Annotated in this window: 11 protein-coding genes; 2 read left to right on the top strand and 9 right to left on the bottom strand. The window is 59.2% G+C overall.

Annotated features, from left to right (window positions below; genetic code table 11):
• Positions 1–71: 71 nt before the first annotated feature.
• From ACVWXE_RS08575 to ACVWXE_RS08550, 6 genes are all read right to left on the bottom strand, one after another.
• Positions 72–5,531: a response regulator gene (locus ACVWXE_RS08575; RefSeq protein WP_457490085.1), complete on the bottom strand. Its 5,460-nt coding sequence runs from the start codon at positions 5,529–5,531 to the stop codon at positions 72–74.
• 191 nt (positions 5,532–5,722) lie between these two features.
• A complete protein-coding gene (locus tag ACVWXE_RS08570; RefSeq protein ID WP_457490084.1) occupies positions 5,723–8,215 on the bottom strand; it encodes a methyl-accepting chemotaxis protein in 2,493 nt (830 codons plus the stop codon).
• A gap of 291 nt (positions 8,216–8,506) precedes the next feature.
• Positions 8,507–9,025: a CheW domain-containing protein gene (locus ACVWXE_RS08565; protein WP_011433530.1), complete on the bottom strand. Its 519-nt coding sequence runs from the start codon at positions 9,023–9,025 to the stop codon at positions 8,507–8,509.
• A 115-nt stretch (positions 9,026–9,140) separates the two neighbouring features.
• Positions 9,141–9,506 (bottom strand): response regulator transcription factor, encoded by a 366-nt coding sequence (locus ACVWXE_RS08560; RefSeq protein WP_457490083.1) that lies wholly within the window; start codon positions 9,504–9,506, stop codon positions 9,141–9,143.
• Entirely contained in the window at positions 9,503–9,880 is a 378-nt protein-coding gene (locus tag ACVWXE_RS08555) for a response regulator (protein ID WP_457490082.1), read from the bottom strand. Before ACVWXE_RS08555 ends, ACVWXE_RS08560 begins: the two co-directional genes overlap by 4 nt.
• A 188-nt stretch (positions 9,881–10,068) precedes the next feature.
• Complete coding sequence (locus tag ACVWXE_RS08550) at positions 10,069–11,211, bottom strand: response regulator (RefSeq protein ID WP_414350115.1); 1,143 nt, start codon at positions 11,209–11,211, stop codon at positions 10,069–10,071.
• Positions 11,212–11,444: 233 nt separating this feature from the next.
• On the opposite strand from ACVWXE_RS08550, the gene ACVWXE_RS08545 reads away from it, so the two are divergent.
• Entirely contained in the window at positions 11,445–11,729 is a 285-nt protein-coding gene (locus ACVWXE_RS08545; protein ID WP_011433534.1) for a YggT family protein, read from the top strand.
• A gap of 22 nt (positions 11,730–11,751) precedes the next feature.
• On the opposite strand, the gene ACVWXE_RS08540 is transcribed toward ACVWXE_RS08545, so the two are convergent.
• The 3 genes from ACVWXE_RS08540 to ACVWXE_RS08530 all read right to left on the bottom strand — a co-directional run bounded on the left by ACVWXE_RS08540 (position 11,752) and on the right by ACVWXE_RS08530 (position 15,371).
• Complete coding sequence (locus ACVWXE_RS08540) at positions 11,752–12,870, bottom strand: electron transfer flavoprotein subunit alpha/FixB family protein (RefSeq protein WP_457490081.1); 1,119 nt, start codon at positions 12,868–12,870, stop codon at positions 11,752–11,754.
• 172 nt (positions 12,871–13,042) lie between these two features.
• Positions 13,043–13,867, bottom strand: coding sequence for an electron transfer flavoprotein subunit beta/FixA family protein (locus ACVWXE_RS08535; RefSeq protein ID WP_011433536.1), 825 nt, complete (start codon positions 13,865–13,867; stop codon positions 13,043–13,045).
• A gap of 421 nt (positions 13,868–14,288) precedes the next feature.
• On the bottom strand, positions 14,289–15,371 hold the full coding sequence (locus ACVWXE_RS08530; protein ID WP_457490080.1) for an ABC transporter substrate-binding protein: 1,083 nt from the start codon (positions 15,369–15,371) through the stop codon (positions 14,289–14,291).
• Between the two features lie 310 nt (positions 15,372–15,681).
• Between ACVWXE_RS08530 and argS the strand changes: the two genes are divergently transcribed.
• Positions 15,682–17,478 carry an arginine--tRNA ligase gene (gene argS / locus ACVWXE_RS08525; RefSeq protein ID WP_457490079.1) on the top strand — a complete coding sequence of 599 codons (1,797 nt, stop codon included), beginning with the start codon at positions 15,682–15,684 and terminating at the stop codon, positions 17,476–17,478.
• Positions 17,479–17,557: the final 79 nt, after the last annotated feature.

The raw sequence follows: 17,557 nt of genomic DNA, 5'->3' as shown, positions 1-17,557 counted from the left end.
GGGAGAGTGCCATGCCTACAGCACCCTATGTTGCTGCGCCACACTGAACGGGAACCGCACCGCTGTCGCGATTAGGAAGTTGGGTTGGGCGCCAACAACTGTTCTCCCCTCAACATGCGGGCAGCAGCGCTGAGCAGCTCCTCTTCCAGATAGGGCTTGGTGAAGTAGGCAGTTGCTCCCAGCTCCCGTGCTGTTTGCCGGTGCCGTTCTGCCCCCCGCGAGGTGAGCATGGCAACCGGAAGATGCTTGAAGTTGCTGTCTTCTCGCAGGCGGGTGAGCAGTTCTAGGCCGTCCATCCGCGGCATCTCGATGTCGCAGAAGATGAGGTCGCAGGGCAGGCCGCCGCGCAGCTTTTCCCAGGCATCCTGGCCATCCCGCGCCTGTTCCACCCGGTAGCCCACCTTCTGGAAAGACATCGAGAGCAGCTCCCGAACGGTGATCGAGTCGTCCACGATCAACACGGTGGTCTGGCGCACCTCTTCTGGGGTTGGCTCCTCATCCCGGTGATCCAGCCAGAAGCGGTTGAGATCCCGACGGCGACCGTGGGCTATGTCCACCAGCTCGATGATGTCGGCAATCGGCAGGACCCGCCCGTTCCCCAACACCGTTGCCCCAGAAATGCCCAGTGGCTTGGGCACAGGCCCGCGCAGTTGCTTGATCACGATTTCCTGCTCTTCCACGAAGCTGTCCACCTGCAGGGCAACATACTGGCCGGCACTTTGCAGGATGACAATGGGAATAATGCCCTCATCCTGGGTGATGCTGTACACCTCGGAACGGCTGCGGCTGTGGCTGCGGCTGTAGGCCAGCAGATTTGAGAGGGGCTGGAAGGGAAGGCGCTGATCCCGCCAGAGAATCGAGGGCCGCCCCTGCTCATCCGGCTGAACTTCGTCGGCAGGAACATCCAGCATCTCCTCCACGCCATCCAGGGGGAAGGCGATCAGGGCTTTGTCGCTGACACACACCATGGCCTTGGAAATGCTCAGGGTGAGGGGGAGGCGGATGGTAAAGGTGGTTCCTTTGCCCCGCACAGAATCCACTTGGATACTGCCGCGCAGATCGGTGATGTTGCGGCGCACCACATCCAAGCCAACCCCCCGCCCGGCCAGATCGTCCACTTCGCTGGCCTCGCGAACACTGAAGCCGGGGTGGAAGAGAACGTTGAACACTTCGTCTTCGTCGGCTTGCTCCGACAGCAGCCCCAGCCTTTGGGCCTTGGCCTTGACCTTCTCCACCGGGATCCCGGCGCCATCGTCCGAGACGATGATGATGGTTTGGTTGCCCTGATAGAAGGCCTTGACGGTGATCTTGCCCTCAGGGGGCTTGCCCGCCCGCCGCCGCTCCTCAGGGGTCTCGATCCCGTGTACCAGGGCGTTGTTCACCAGGTGGGTCATGGGGTCATAGAGCTCCTCCAGGATGGCCTTGTCGATGAGCGTGTCACGGCCTTCCACCACCAGGCTGGCCTGCTTGCCCGTTTTGATGGAGAGATCCCGAATGGCGCGGGGCAACCGATCGGCAACTTGCGAGAAGGGCACCATGCGCGCCCGGTTCAGGCCCTCTTGCAGTTGGGTGGTTACCTGCCGGAATTGGCGGGTGATCTGCTCGGCCTCATCCACGGCAAACTCGATGTCGGAGGAGGACTCGCGCACCCGCACGATGAGCTCAATGATCTCCTGGGCCAGAGCGTGGAAGGCCGTAAACTGATCCATCTCCAGCTTGTCGAACTCTTGGCCGGAGGAATGACTCCGCCTTCCTCGGCTGGATCCCTCCCCATTTCGACCGAAGCCCACCGTTACCGTGCCGCCATAGGCTGAGCTGCTGCGGCTGGAGAACAAAGCCGATTCCAGCAAGGAGCGGTCATACTGATCCCGCATGCGCTGGCCCAGATCCCCTAGCTGTTGCACACGGCCCAACAGGCCATCCAGAAACTGGCGCAGACGGGTTTGGTTTTGCTCCATGCTGTTGCGGATGACCACCAACTCTCCCACCAGGTTGTTGATGGAGTCGAGGTGGCGCACCTCCACCCGCATCACAGGGTTGCTGAGGGCAGCAGTTCGCCGTGAAGTCGGCCCAGTTGCCGCCGGGGCAGCTGCTGCTGGGGTGGGGGTTGCTGGAGCAGCAGCGGCAACTGGCGGCGAAGGTGCTGGCGCCGCAGCAGGTGCTTGGGCAGGAACCTCGAGATCGCCCAGGAGCGATTCCAGCTGGGCTGCAAAGTCGTCAGCAGCCTCGCCGCTCGCGGCTGCAGGGGATCCCACAAGGGGGGCGATAGCCTTTTCTAGCTCAGGGGTTACCGCCGGCTCGGCAGCGTCGAAGAGGGCGGCCAAATCGTCCAAACGGGGAGCCGGAGCAGCTTCCAGCGCCTCTTCCTCTGGGGTCTCGGCCTCGCCAACAGGAACGGCTAAGGATTCATCCTCTGCAAACAGGCTGGCCAACTGGCTTTCCAGATCGTCCTCCGCAGGCTGGAGGGCATTTTCTTCCTCCAGTGCGGCAACCGGCGGCTCTGGCTCAGACACGGGCACTTCCGCCAGGCTGCTCGCTTGCAAAGCTTCTGTGTCCTCCAGGAAGGTGGCAAGATCCAAGGGGGGTTCTTCTTGGGGCGCTTCCCCTTCTGCAAAGAACTGGCTCAACTCATCCAGATCCACCTGGCTGTCGCTATCCATGGCCGAGAGGGATCCCCTGGCCCCCAGGCTCAGTTCTTCTGGGTCGGATTCCTGGGTGAATAGGGCATCGAGACGGTCGAAGGAGAGCTCGGGGGAAGGGGCGACTGCCTCCTCAGCCGTGGGTTGCAGGTCTGCGAAAGACTCCTCCTGAACCGGGAACAGCTCCTCCAGAAGCGCCCACTCCTGGGCTTCTGCTGTGTCCCCAGCTGCTGATTGGGTCAGGGGGATGGAGTCCCCATCGGACGCCTCCTCGAGGGTCTCGCCGGCGAAGAGATCCCCTAGGCTCAGCTCGGCTCCGAAGTCTGGAATTGGCGATTCCCTCGGCTCATTGGCCATGTCGGGCGACGTGGGGAAGGGTTCGCCGATAAAGAGATCCCCCAGTTGCTCAGCTTCGGCAGCATCAGCCTCAGCGATGTCCAGGGATGGGCCAAAAGAGGGATCCAAAAATACGGAAGGTTCACTTGCTTCCGGCATCGACCAAGCCGGATCGGCTTCTGCCGCAGGGGTGGAAAAAAAGCTCTCCAGGCTGTCTTCGGCAGTATCGAAGGCAGCAGAGTCAGCGAACTCTGAGGATCCCACCTCGTCGGATCCCGACTCTGCCAGATAATCTGCTGGGATGGAAAAATCCTCTAGCTGGATATCTGCGGGAAATTCAGCCCAGAGATCTGCTGCGATTTCCCCGTCCTCAAGGGCTTCCTGAAGGGGTGGGGACGGTTCAGCCGCCCAAGGATCGGCCTCCGGCTCACCAGCGGGAACGGCCTCCAAGTCCGGAAGCTGAGACCCTTCCTGCCGGAAAGCACTCTCTACGGGAAGTTCCTCCAGCTCAAATAGGGCCTCTACCCCGGCACTTGCGGCTTCGTCTGGGACAAAGCCGGATCCCTCGCCCATTTCCGCAGCAACGCTCTGGGCAGTCGGCTCCTGTTCAGCATCCCAGGCAGGCTCAGCAGAGACAAACCCCTCTGCCCCTTCACCCACCACTTCGGCAAACAGCTCCGCCAGATCGGCCTCAGCTCTCTCCTCATCCAACCTTGGGCTCAGATCCTCAAAGGTCTGCAAGAGGGGCTCAGGAGAGGAGGGGATCAGCTCCGTTGGGAATTCTTCAATATCGGATAGCGCTTCTGCGTTGGCAAACAGCTCGTCAAAGGCTGAGGTGGCTTCTTCCTCCAGATCCAAGGGAGTGGCATAGAGCTCCGCTCCGCTAACGCGACCGAAGTCGTCCGCAACAGAGGCCAAGTCAGCTCCCTGCCCGTCCTCTTCTGGGCTTTCTGCCGGCACGGCAGCTGTCCTCCAGTCTTCCTCCCAAGCCGCTTCAGCTCGGATCCCTGGCCAACTCAGATCCAGATCCCCCTCTTCCGCGGGAACAGATCGGTGCTCTGAATCTGTTCCCGCCAGCGGGACGGAGTCCTCAGCAGTGCCCACTTCCCATAGGGATGAGAGCTGTTCCGCCGCCAGATCTCCGCTTGCCTCTGCGCTCTCCTGCTCCGGCGACAGGGCAGCTCCGGGCTCATCCTCTTGAAAGGATGTCTCAGCGAGGGTTACCGCTTCCCAGCTCAGATCGGGGGTAGCGCCTTCCTCCGCAGGGATCCCAGCAGCCGCAGCCCAATCCTCCGAGGCACCCTCCTCGGGTTGGGGGAACAGCGGCTCTGCCTCAGACTCCCAAGCCAGACCAAGCTCGAAGGGCTCGCAGACTTCTGGCTCTTCAGGGGCTGCCGGAACAGGGCGGAAAGCCAGCAACTCAGCCGAGGGTCGGATGGTGTTTGCCGCTCCGCCGGCCAGAGCTTGGTGCGCTTGCTTCAGATCTCGCAGCACCGGCAGGGCCAGTTGTCGCAAATCCTGGCCGGGATCCGCCAAAATCTCGCCGATCAAGCGGGTCAAATCTGTCCAGCCCCCCAGTTCCAGAGCCGAAGATTGCCCCAAATCCTGCAAAGATTGGGCCAGAGCTTGCAGAGCCGGTCGAGTGGCCGGGTCGTCAGGACGTTTGAACAGCTCCAGCATCTGGCGCAGCAGGGCCGGGATCTGCTGATGCACCACCACCTCAAGAGGATCCGGTGGGGCAGGAGGGGCGGCAGGGCGAGCCAATTGTTGCAGTTCTGAAGAAGGGGCAACCTGTTCGGCCTTGCCGTCTAGGATGAGCTGCTGTCCCTGCTTCAAATCCCGCAGGGCGACCAAAGCCAGAGCACGCAGGTCGGCATCGGGGTTGCCCAGGGCTTGCTCGAAAGTTTCCGTCAACTGTTGCCAGCCCGCCAGATGATGAACTTGTCCGATCTCCTTGAGAACGGCATTCGCCGCTGCCAAGCGCTCTCGGACATCTGGCTGATCCCGTTGTTTAAACAGCTCCAGCATCTGGCGCAACTGCTGCGGCACCACCTCCGCCATGTCCTGCTGTAGGGTGCGAACCGCCGGCGACGAGACGGGAGTTGGAGCAAGGCTGGGAACAGTGCCCTCGCCAAGAAGATTTTGAATGTGCCTTTCGGTCTCTTGAAAAACCGGCTCCAGTTCCGCCAGGGTGGTGTTGCTGACTTCTTGGGTGAGGCCGCGGGGGCTCTGCAGCTCCTCCAACAACATCGAAAGCCCATCAAAAGCCCGCAGCAGCAGGGTTTCCAGGTGCTGATCGACAGGCACTCCGCCTGGACGGGAGCGAAAGATGTTGAAAAAATCTTCCATGCGGTGGGCCGTCCGTTGGATGCTGGTGAGGCCCAGCATGGCAGCTCCCCCCTTGATGGAGTGAGCAGCTCGAAACAGCTCGTTGATCAGCTCGGGATCGCTCATGCTGTCCCGCAAGCTGAGGAGCACTTGTTCAATCGTTGCCAAGTGGTCGCGGGCTTCTTCGATGAAATAACTGAGGATCCGCTTTTGTGCTTCTTCATTCATGGCAGGAGGCCCTTCCTACAGCCCACAGGTATGCATCAGTAATAGCAGACCGGACAGATTGAGGCTCGCCTGAGCGAAGAGTCCGGCCAAAAGTCGGAACAGGGGGATCCCGGTGGCATTTGCTAAGGATCGATAACGTCTCCTGCATGGGGATCCTTGTCCCTAGAATGCCCTCAAAACAGCAGATTTGCTCATTCATCCCCAACCCGGAAGCGACCGACAGAAGTTTGCAACTCGCGGGCGATGCTCACCAACTGTTGGAGCGAAGCTGCCACCTTCTGCGCCTCCTTAGAGGTCTCGTTGGCGGTCAACTCCACCGATTGCATCACCTGCGCCACAGAGCGAGAGGTTTCCGTTTGTTGCACGGTGGCCTGAGAGATCGCCCGCACCAACTCGTCGATCCGGCGACTGACCTCGATAATCTCGTCCAGGCTGTTCTTGGCCTGCTCGGCCCGCCGCGTCCCCTCGATCACCAGTTGGGTGCCTTCTTCCATAGCCGTCATCACGTTGCCGGTTTCCGATTGAATCTGCAACACGATCTGCTCGATCTCCTTCGAGGCTTTGGCAGCTCGGTCGGCCAGTTGTCGCACCTCATCGGCCACGATGGCAAAGCCCCGTCCCGATTCCCCGGCTCGTGCCGCCTCGATGCTGGCGTTGAGGGCAAGCAGGTTGGTGCGCGAGGCAATTTGAGAGATCAAAGCCACAATTTTGGAAATTTCCTGCGAGGATTCCGCCAATCGCTTCACTTTGCGGGTGGTTTCTGCCACGGTTTCGCGAATTTCCAGGATGCCACTTACCGTGCGATCCACAGCTTCTCCACCCCGAGCGGCTGCTTCTGTGGCTTGGGCAGTCACGTTGGCCGCTTCGCGGGCGTTGCTGGCCACCTCTTGAATGGAGTCCGTCATCTCCTGAATGGAGTTGAGGGAGTTGGAAATCTCCTCCGCCTGGCGCAAGGCGTCGGCAGAGAGGCTGCGGGCAAAGTCCTCGTTCTGCAAGGCGGCATTGTTCACGGCGGCGGCGGCCCGCTTCACCTGGCTGACAATGTCTCGCAGACTGCGAATGGTCAGGTTAAAGGAGTCGGCCACAGCCCCCAGCACGTCGGCAGTCACCTCTGCCCGCACCGTCAGGTCTCCACGGGCAGCCCCTTCCACGTCGTCCAGCAGGCGAATCACCTGGCGCTGTAGGTCTTCCTTAGCTTGCCCTTGCTCGGCAGCCCGCTGGCTCAGTTCGGCGAAGTTGGCTTCAAGGGCAGCCGCCATCTGGTTAAAGCTGTCGGCCAAGCGCCCCAGCTCATCGTGGGTGTTGGCTGTGGCTCGTACTGAATAATTCCCCTGGGCCAAGGCGGCAAAGTGGCCGGCCAGCTCTTGGGCGGTGGAGCGAATTTGTTTGGCACTGCTGGCCCCGAGGATAACCCCTGCTCCTGTGCCGATCAGCCCGCCTCCAATCACCCCGGCAATCAAGCGAGCTCCCCCATTGGCCGGGATCCCAAGGCCAATCGCCAAGCCGGCAGCCAAACTCACAGCTCCTTGGATAAGCGCTATGGCCAATTGCCGATCCCCAATCGGTCGGTTGGCGATCCCAGCAGAGGTTCTTGCCCCTTGTTCACCTACACTGAGAATAGGGAGGGAGGCCGTGGGCAGCAGAACTTGGGCCGCTCCGCTGCCGGTCTCCGCCATTGGGCTCATCCCCCCAATCGCCCCCTCATCTGGGCGGAAGGCACCCACCGGCTCACCGCCATCCATGCCGGCAAGTTCGCGATCCAGGCTGTCTAGCTCGTCAAGCTCGAAGAGGGCAGAGCCGGGACTGGCAGTATCTTCATCGGGGGCAGGGATCGGCTCACTCATGGGGGCAGCCAATTCGGTCGGCAGGCCTTCTTCCAGGGATCCCCCTTCCTCTTCCTCAAGACCGGGCAGGGAGAAGCCCATCTCATTGGGAACATCGGCATCGCTGGCCAACTGCGTAATGGAGTCGGAGTCGCCTTCTAGGGCTTCCAGATGCTCTCGATCGAACTCGTTGAGAAAGGCAAAGTCATCTTCGACCACCGGATCGGTTTGAGGCCCGCCCTCTTCCGAGCCTACCCGTCGCGAGGTGGCCGGTGGTGTTACCCGAGGATGGGTTGGCATCTGGTAAGATGAACCCAATGGATCAGCTCCCGGCATTTGCAGGCCGGTCTCAAAGGGATCCCTGAATCTCTCTTCCCCCATGAAATCGCTGCCAAGGCTGTCTGCCTCCAGTGGAAAGGGATTCTGAGCAAAGGGATCCGCCTCCTCTTCCCCCATCTCCTCGAACTGCAAGAAGGGATCGGGAGCAGAGAAAGCCTCTTCCGAAAAGGCATCCGACCCACGGGCAAACTCATCTGGAGAGCGAAACTCGTCCGCTTCTGGGGAATCGGGAAGATCCGCCAGCTCCGGTGCCATTTGCAACAACTCTTCTAGACCCTTCCGGGCCGACTCCAGCTCATCGGGATCACTGGCTGTTTGTAAAATGGTGTTGTAGGTTTGGCGAGCTTCCAACAACTGCCCAGCTTGTTTTTGTGCCAAAGCCAGCAGCAGCTTGACAGCAGTATCTTGCGGTTCAGCAGCGGCCACTTGGTTGAACAACCGCACCGCCCGGACGTAGTCTCCCTGCCAAAAGGCGGCCATCGCATCGGTGTAGTCTCTCTGACTGTTCGCGCTCGGAACCATGGATCCTCCCTTCACTGCTTGCCTACCTCTGTTCACGCGTCAACACAGATGCAAACGGAACGCCCCCAACACCTCAAAACCCCATGGATGCAGGCTGTCCCCCCTTTTCCACATTCAGTCAAGCAAGAGTGGGCCTTTCTGCCGCCGTCTCAGGGCTTACCCTCAACAGCCTCGACACGCATCGGTAGGGGATAGATTTGGTCCAACTTTCCCCATTGTGGCTGGAGTTAGCTTGGATCTTTGATAGGAACTATACACTTTCCTCCCGCTGAGCTCCCAGGGGGCCGTCTGTCAACCCCAACGATTGGATCGCAGGATGGCCGACTGATCCAGCAATGGCAAGCGCGATCCCGTTCCGGGCACCACCCATTCCCCTCGCAAAAAAGGAGCCATGGACTCAGGAGCCGTGAGGGCAGGCCGCACCAATTCAGTCTTCAGCCACTCCATGCCTACAATTAAATCCACAGCCAAGCCCATGAGCAAATCCTGTTGATCCATCACGGCCACCACAGGAATCTCGGCTCGGTCGATGTTCAAGGGCGGGCTGATCCCCAAAAATTGCCCCAGGTCTGCAACCCAGATGATCTCGCCCCGCAAATTCAGCGTGCCCAGCAAAACTGGGGCCACATTGGGCATGGGGGTGATTTTCTCTGGGCCAATGCTCATCACCTCCACAACCGATACCGCTGGCAGCGCAAATTCCTCCCCGGTGGCAATCTTGAACTTTAGGAATAGCTCACCTTCGGGAGCCTCCATCTCCCGCAACTCTTGGGTCTCATCCCCCATCAATAAATCCAGATCCCCCAGCATGATGCTCCCCCGCATGGATAGTCTTGTGGACTGTTGATCCCGCCCCCCTCCCTGCTTAAAACGCAGAGTCGTTCTCAGGACCTACCGAAAGGCGTGGAAGCAGAAGGGGCAGCTCTCAGCCTCTCAGTAATTGCTTAATCGTACCCACCAGTTCCTGGGGCTGGAAAGGCTTGGCAATGTAGGCATCCGCTCCCTGGCGGATCCCCCAGTAGCGGTCAAATTCTTCGCCCTTGGAAGAACACATGACGATGGGCGTTTTTTGGGTGAGAGGGTCGGCCTTGAGAAGGCGGCACACCTCATACCCATTCATGCGCGGCATGACAATATCCAGCACGATCAGATCGGGTTTGCTCTGCTTCACCGCCTCTACGGCCTCCACCCCGTCTTCCACAGTCATCACCTCGAAGCCGTTTTCCTGCAGCAGCTTGCTGATCATCTCCCGCTGGGATTGGCTGTCTTCCACCACCAAAACGCGACTCATTTCCGATTCATCTCCCGCAATTGATGTTTGATGGTCGCCAGGAGCTCTTGGGGCTTGAAGGGCTTGGTTACATAGGCATCCGCCTGATTGCGCCTGGCCCACTCGATATCAAAGGTCTGGTCTTTGGTGGAACACACGACGATGCGAATGTGCTTGGTGCTCTCATCCCCCTTCACTTCCCGGCACACCTCATAGCCGTTCATGCGCGGCATGACAATATCCAGCACCACCACATCAGGCTTTTGCTGACGAATGAGCTCCATCGCCTCTACGCCGTCTGTTGCTGTGGAGACTTCCAAACCGTTCTCGGAAAGCAAGCTGGAAATGGTCTCCAGGTAGGTACGGCTGTCATCCACCACCAGCACTTTGCTCATCGCCGTCTTGCTCCTTTTGCACTCCCGCGCAACCGTCGGGCTGCTTTGACTGAGGTTTGCTCTTGTAACCTCACCTGGCTCCCTGGCTCCGGGCCGGCCATGCTACCCCTATTGTTTCGGTGAGGCCACTCTTCTGTCCAGTACTTCGCCTATAGTCTTCTGTGCCAACATTTTGGCTACCCCAACGCCTATTCGCCACCGCCCCGTTTGGGGGGAGGGCCCACGTAGGATTCGACAATGGTCAACAACTCCTTTTCCGCAAAGGGTTTGCTCAAAAATTCGTTCGCTCCGGCCATGCGGGCCTTAATCCGGTCGGTAAAACCATCCTTGCCGGTCAGCATGATCATGGGGGTTTCGCGGAACTGGCTGGATTTGCGCAACATGGCGCACAGCTCATACCCATCCAACTTGGGCATGGCCACATCGCAGAGAATCATGTCGGGGTTGAGAAGAAACACCTGTCCCAGCGCTTTGAGAGGATTGCCGATGGTGGTAACCTGGTAGCCCTCGTTTTGCAGGATGAACTCTACGGTTTTTTGGATGGCCATGGAGTCGTCGATGCAAAGGATGTGGCTGGGCTTATCGCTGGGTTTGAGGGGACGGCTGGGCTTGGGCTCCGCGATCAAGACGGGCTCGGACAGTTGAATGGCCCCTTGGCGGACGTAGGGATAGATGGCCTTGGCCACCGCCAGGGTGTCTCGACCCAGGTAGCGACCCATCTGGCGAATGCTGGTTTTGCCGTCTGACCACTCGCTCAGGGCTTTGAAGACGGGGGCGGGCAGGTTTTGCTGGAGCGGCAGGGGGTTGACGATGGTGGGAGCTTGGTTGGGAGCTTGGATGTAGGGGTGCAGCTTTTTCCACTCCTGCACTTGGGCTACGATCTCGGTGAGCAGGGGGGTAACGGGGAAGGTGGTCAATTGGGGGGCCAGGGGGGATCCGGCCTCAAAAATGAAGGAACCCTGGTGGAGGCTGAGCAGGTCGAAGAGGACTTCCCGCACCATGCCCAGCAGGATTTGCTTGCCCTGGTTGGGGTTGAGCTTGTGGCTTTCCAGCAAAGACCAGAGGCGGTTGTATTCGGGGGCGTTGACCGCGGCTTTGTGGGGAATTTGAATTTCCTCCAGGGCGGCTTCCAGCTTGAAGCGGTGCAGATAGTCTCTGAGGCGGGCAATGTTCCCTTCCGTTTCAGAGGCGTAGATAATCCGCCCATTCAGGAAGAAGACAAACCAGTAGACAGAGGGGCTGGCCTCTACAAAAAGCTCACCGGTGCGCTGGCCCAGCTCGATGAGCTGAAGGATGCTGCGGATATCGATCTCTTGTAGTTTTCCTTGCATGGGATCCCTGCCTGCAGTCCAGCAAGATACGTCCATTATGACGCTAGTCTTTAACTGTTGCTGCCCCGCCGGTAAGGCCATTTTCGGGAAGAGGGTTAAAGTTTAAAAAAGTTGGGGTTTGACTTGGGCCGAGCGCCTGCATTCCCCGAGGTATCTCTGGACTCCAGCAGACCCTCCCAATTAGAGCAGAATGGAGAGAACTGCCACCAGTAAACCTGTTCTTTGAGTAACCTATGCTGCCAATTCTCACCTCTTGGGTGCTTGGCCCACTGTTGGCGCTCTACACCCTCCTGTTTGTGCTGCGCATCTTTCTGTCGTGGTATCCGCAACTGGATACTTCTCGGTTGCCCTACTCGCTGGTGGTCGGCCTGACGGAGTTTCTGTTGCGCCCGACCCGTCGCCTGATCCCGCCGCTGGGAGGTGTGGACATGGCCCCTGTGGTTTGGGTGGGCCTGGTTACCCTGTTGCGGGAGGTGTTGCTGGGGCAGCAGGGGCTGCTGACAATGGCCCTGCACTGAGAGCGTTTTTGCCAACCATCTCTCATCGACTCTGCAAAATTGGGATCCGCTCGCCGAGGCTCTGGAAAGGCTGGCCCTCGGCGCCTTCTCGGAGCTCCTCCTGTCTCTGTCGCAGTTGCCGGATCAGCTCCGGCACCACCTGGTAGAGATCCCCGACAATGCCGTAGTGGGCAAATTTGAAGATAGGAGCGGCGCTGTCTTTGTTGATGGCAATGATCGTCTGGGATTTGTCCATGCCCACGCGATGTTGAATGGCCCCAGAAATGCCGCAGGCGATGTAGAGCTGGGGGCGGACGGTCTTGCCGGTTTGGCCCACCTGGTGGGCATAGGGGATCCACCCAGAATCCACGGCCTTGCGGGAGGAGCCGACGGCGCTGTTGGGGAAACAAGCGGCCAACTCCTTCAACAGCTCAAATCCCTCTGGGGATCCCAGCCCGTAGCCGCCGGAAACGATCACCTTGGCGCGGGTGAGATCTACCGCCTGGGACAGGTTGCGCACCGTTTCCACAATCTGCAGGCGCAGATCGCCGGGATCCAAGTTGACCGGCACCGGGATCACTTCCCCCTGGCGGGATCTGTCCCAGGGCAGGGGCACCATCACCCCTGGTCGTACTGTGGCCATTTGCGGGTTTTTCCAGGGGCCAAGGATGCGAGCCTTGAGAGATTCGCCGAAGCTGGGCCGGATGGCATAAAGGCAGTCGGGGAAGAGGCCGGACTTGCTGGGATCTTTGCTGTTGGTGTACTCGAAGGGGCCAATGTCCAGCTCGGTGCAGTCAGCGGTCAGGCCGGTCTCCAGGTGGGCGGCCAAGCGGGGGGCCAGATCTCGCCCGGTGGTGGTGGATCCCAGCAGGATGGTGTGGGGTGGTTGGGGCCAGCTTTTGATCAAGTCCGTGATCACCCGGCGGTAGGGCAAGGTGCGGTATTCGGCCAACTCGGGGTGATCGGCGATGAAGACTTGATCTGCCCCGTGACCGATCAGGATCGAGGGCAAATGGGCAATGTTGTGTCCAAGCACAAGAGCGCTCAAGGTGGCTCCCAGCTTATCGGCCAGCCGCCGCCCGGCCCCCAACAACTCTAAGCCAATGGGCTGCAATTCCCCATTCACCTGCTCCGCGAAGACCAATATCCGCTTGCGATCCATAAAACTGTGACTCCTAGGTTGAGATCGGGATTGAATCGGGTTGGGGTTGCGACGAGGTCAGCAGAGTCCTTCTGGGTCAACTTTTCACCGCAGCCAGCTGGCCTGGGGTCGATGATCAGACAGTGATGATTGAGGGGCGATGGGGGGCCGGTGGGGCGCAAGATGTAAAGATCTAGGAGGTTGCGGCGTAGCGGGAGAGGTCAACGGCCTGGGTCAGTTGGTTGACCAGTTGGGGGACGGATTGTCCCTGAAAGACCTGACAGTTGCCGCCAATTTCCCCCACTTTTTCGGTGGCAGCCACGATGGTTGGGGATCCCTTGAGACCGCAGCGCTCCGGGTCTGCCCCCACATCGTCCAAGTTGAGGATCTGGATTGCCTCGGCCCGTGCCATTTCATCCCGCATTAGCCGCTGCACCCGCTGCACACCCCGTAGAGTGGGGTAGGCCAAACGCCGAGCGGAATTGGCCACCGTAATCAAAACCGGCAGGGGTACCATTACGATTTGGGATCCCCCTTCGATGGCCCGCCGCGCCACCAGGATCCCATCCCGAATCTCGAAGGCTTCGCAATAGGTGACCTGAGGGATCCCCAACCGCTCCGCCAACTGCGGCCCCACCTGGGCCGTATCGCCGTCGGTGGTCTGGAGCCCGCAGAAGATCACATCGGGCCGGCCAGCATAGCGAACCGTCTGGGCCAGAGTATAGGCAGTGGCTAGGGTATCGGAAGCGGCCAAGCGGCGGTCGGTCATCAAAATACCCCGATCCACCCCGTGGGCAATGGCCTCGTAGAGCACCTCAATGGCCGGGGGTGGCCCCATTGTAATTGCCGTTACTCTCGCCCCGTGTTGCCGTTTGGTTTGCAGAGCTGCTTCCAGTGCATAGCGATCAAAAGGGTTTAACATCCGCTTGGCCTTGGCGCGATCGATCGTGCCGTCACTGTTGATGCCGGCCTTGGCGTTTTGATCGGGAACTTGCTTAATCAGAACAAAAGTTTCCAAGGGCCCAAACTTCCTAGCGACCCTCTTCAGATTAAAAGGGATCCCTGAGCACCACAAACTTATTCAGCTTTTTTTCGGGATCGGAAAAGCCACGCCGGCATTAAGCCCTCATAAGCTGCCTTTCCCAGCACATTGGTTTCCCAAGTTTAAGTAACCTTAAACAAAGTTTGAGATATTTCCTCACTGCTCTGGGTCGCTTGCGGTTCTCCCCTCAAGAGAAATTTGGGCTCCCTCCTGTGAACAGGACAAGCTTTGGGAATATCTCGCTTGGATGACAGAGCCAATCGCGACAGCGGGCCGTAGGCCTTTGAGCTACGTCTCTCACCGGTCATCGAGAAAAGTTGACCAGCTGGCAGGAAGGGCTAGCTGTCTGCAAAAGTCAACAGACAGAGGCCTCAAAGTTGGTACCGGATCATCCAGATCAGCCGATCATCCGCTCGGATTTTGGGGGAAGCAGGCTGTTGTCAAACACTTTCTTCAAAGGGGGCTTGCTAGACAAGCCAAAGCCATCCACCACCTGAGCAATTGAGGTTTCCATACGCGCGGGCACCACATCCCCCAAGCCAATTTCTCGCACCTCATCGGTAACAAACAGGCGCGGCATGGCCAGGGCGAGGCGCAATTTCTCAGTTGCCATATCCAGCACCTGCCCCTCGGCTTTGGCTTTGTCCAGAAGGGCCAACATGTTGCCATCGGTGTCGCGGATGGTGTCTTGCCAACCCTTAACATACGCCCGCAAAAAAGCTTTGAGCTGCTCCGGTTTTTCCTGCAGCAATTGCACACGAGTGATGAGCGCATTGCCGTACAGCTCAAGGCCATAGTCGTTGTAAAGGAAAGCCGTGATGTCCTCCAAGCTGACGCCGCCCCGCACCAGATTGGGCATGGCTGAGGTCATAAAGCCGCTGATGGCATCCACCCGACCTTGGATGAGGAAAGGTTCGCGCAACTGCGGCTCCATAGTTACCCACTCCACCGAGCCCGGATCGATGCCGACTTGCTTGGCAAAGACCGGCCAGAGCCGACGCGGCGCATCCCCTGCCGGTGCTCCTAGCTTCTTGCCCGCCAGTTGGGCCGGCTCCCCAATGCCCTTATCTTTCAAGGTGTAGATGCCAAAGGGAGAGCGATTGAAGTGGACATAGATCGCTACCAAGGGCACGTCCGGATTTTTGGCATTGAACTCGATCATAGAGTAGGGATCCCCTTCCCCCAGGTCGTACTGGCCAGCGGCAATCTTGGTGATGGAATCGGCGGAGCCATAGCCGCGCTCGTAGGTGACCTCCAGCCCCTCTTCGGCGAAGTAGCCCTTCAAGATCGCCGTTACAAGGGGGGTATCCATCGAAGAGGGCAACCAAGAGAGGGTAAACTTCAGGGGCGTCAGTCCCTGGGAAACCAGAAGCGGCCCGCGGCTCTGAGCCCTCGCCTTTAGCCCTCCAACGGCAACCCAAGAGGCAGCCGCAGCAGCAGACTGAATGAATTGGCGACGCGACGATTTCGGGATGGACATACTAGTAAACTCCACAGCAGCTGTCTCAGCAGAAATCCGCAAGCGGGAAGGCGAGCATTACCGCCAAACAACTTAGCAAAGCAGAGTTAAACTTTTGTATTCGGTGATACTTTGTACCCAAAAGCTTGGCCTAAAGCTCTGTCCCGTCAATTTGTCAGAGCCATCTTCGCAAAGCAGGCGAGCAAAAGCAAAGTCTGGCTGGGGGAGCATCTATTCTTTTGTCAGAGCCGGTTGGCTGTCGATATGATGATGCTTTTACTGCCCCAGGCATCCCTGGAACCTCTCTCGACGTCTGCCGACACGAACAGCCATGGCCACTCAACCCGTATCCACCTCGCTGATTCGGTTTCTCACCGCCGCCGTAGCCGAGAGCATTCGACGGGCCTCAGAGGCGGGGCAACTGGGATCCCTGGCCCCCCAGCAAGCCACAGCGATTGCCCCCGTGATCCAGATCCCCAGCGACCCTCGCTACGGCGATTACGCCTGTCCCACCCCCCTGGGCATGGCCAAAGCCTGTCGCATGGCACCGACACAGATTGCCCAAACCCTGCAGAGCCATCTGGATCTGCCGGACATCGAAACCCAGGTGGCGGGGGCCGGGTTTATCAACTTCCGGCTGGGGGATCCCTTTTTGGCCGAGCGCCTGCAGGAGCTGCTGCATCTGGGAGAACACTTCGGCAAAACAGCCACCCCCCATCCCGAGCGCATTCTGCTGGAGTTTGTCTCCGCCAACCCGACGGGGCCTTTGCATGTGGGCCATGGGCGTTGGGCTGCCGTCGGCTCCACAGTGGCCAACCTGCTGCGCTGGACGGGGCACCAGGTGGAGCGGGAGTTTTACATCAACGATGCCGGCAACCAAATGCGGCTCCTGGGCCAGTCCCTCGAGGTGCGGGTGCGGCAACTGCAGGGGGAAGACATCGCTTTGCCGGAAGATGCCTATCACGGCACCTACTTGATCGAGATGGCCCAACGTCTCTTGGAGCAGGTGAAAGCCGGGATCCGCCCTCTGCCCACCACCTTGGAGGAATATATTGATTTGGCCTACGGGGAAATGCTGGCCTGGCAGAAGCAAACTCTCCAGCAATTGCGCACCGAGTTCGATCACTGGTTCAGCGAACGCCGCCTGCACACCCCGGATCCCGAGACGGGCCTGAGCGCCATCCAACAGACTTTACAGGAGCTGGAAGAACGCGGCTTTCTCTACAGGGCCAAGGCTCCCCGGGGTGAGGATCCCAAGCCAGGGGCAGAAGAAGCCGTTTATTTCAAAACCCAAGAGTTCGGTGACGACAAGGATCGGGTGGTGCAAAAAGCCGATGGGTCTTTTACCTACCTGGCCGCCGATATTGCCTACCATCGGGATAAAGTGCAGCGAGGATATCACCGGCTGATCAACATTCTTGGCTCGGATCACCACGGCTATATCGGTCGTTTGAACGCAGCGGTAGGAGCTTTTAGCCCGGATGTCAAGCTGGAAATTTTAATTGGCCAATTCGTCAAACTGTTTAAAACTGACCCAGAAACCGGCGAGAAAACCGAAGTGCGCATGTCCAAGCGCACCGGCAACTTTGTCTCACTCAATGACCTGATCGAAGATCCAGAAATTGGCGTGGGGGTCGATGCAGCCCGCTGGTTTTTGCTTAGCAGCAGCATGGACAGCCCCATCAACTTCGATTTGGATTTGGCCGTCAAGCAAACTTTCGATAACCCGGTCGTGTATGTTCACTACAGCCATGCCCGCTGTTGCACTCTGCTGCGGCGGCTACAGGAAGAAGAAAAGGTTGAACTGACCAACAAAGTCCCTTTGACGGAGCAACAAAAACTGCCCTACAAAGAGCCAGAAGAGCGGGCCCTGCTGCTGCGCTTGTTGGCCTTGCCGGATGAGCTGATCGCCGCTGCCGAAGAGCGCGCTCCCCACAAGATCATCCGCTATGCAGAAGCCATCGCCGCCGATTTCAACAAGTTTTACGACAACTGCCGTATTTTGCCGCTCTTGAAAGAGGATCCCCTTTTGGCCCAAGCCCGCATCCAATTGGTGCAGGCCACGCAGCAGGTTTTGTTTAACGTCCTCACCGGCATTCTCGGCCTGAGCGCGCCGGAGTCTATGTGATTTACGAAGGAGTGCCGTAAGGCCCCCAGCTCACGCTCTGGGCGGAAGCCAGCTATAGCGGTCGCGAGTAGGTCAATTG

Source organism: Thermostichus sp. MS-CIW-41, assembly GCF_054058915.1.
The sequence above is the reverse complement of the archived record's forward strand: the minus strand, read 5'-3'. Positions and strand labels throughout refer to the sequence as shown.

Excerpts from the sequence above, each read along its gene's own strand:
- ACVWXE_RS08575 (WP_457490085.1), bottom strand. The coding sequence starts at position 5,531 with ATGAATGAAGAAGCACAAAAGCGGATCCTCAGTTATTTCATCGAAGAA.
- ACVWXE_RS08570 (WP_457490084.1), bottom strand. The coding sequence starts at position 8,215 with ATGGTTCCGAGCGCGAACAGTCAGAGAGACTACACCGATGCGATGGCC.
- ACVWXE_RS08565 (WP_011433530.1), bottom strand. The coding sequence starts at position 9,025 with ATGCTGGGGGATCTGGATTTATTGATGGGGGATGAGACCCAAGAGTTG.
- ACVWXE_RS08560 (WP_457490083.1), bottom strand. The coding sequence starts at position 9,506 with ATGAGTCGCGTTTTGGTGGTGGAAGACAGCCAATCCCAGCGGGAGATG.
- ACVWXE_RS08555 (WP_457490082.1), bottom strand. The coding sequence starts at position 9,880 with ATGAGCAAAGTGCTGGTGGTGGATGACAGCCGTACCTACCTGGAGACC.
- ACVWXE_RS08550 (WP_414350115.1), bottom strand. The coding sequence starts at position 11,211 with ATGCAAGGAAAACTACAAGAGATCGATATCCGCAGCATCCTTCAGCTC.
- ACVWXE_RS08545 (WP_011433534.1), top strand. The coding sequence starts at position 11,445 with ATGCTGCCAATTCTCACCTCTTGGGTGCTTGGCCCACTGTTGGCGCTC.
- ACVWXE_RS08540 (WP_457490081.1), bottom strand. The coding sequence starts at position 12,870 with ATGGATCGCAAGCGGATATTGGTCTTCGCGGAGCAGGTGAATGGGGAA.
- ACVWXE_RS08530 (WP_457490080.1), bottom strand. The coding sequence starts at position 15,371 with ATGTCCATCCCGAAATCGTCGCGTCGCCAATTCATTCAGTCTGCTGCT.
- argS (WP_457490079.1), top strand. The coding sequence starts at position 15,682 with ATGGCCACTCAACCCGTATCCACCTCGCTGATTCGGTTTCTCACCGCC.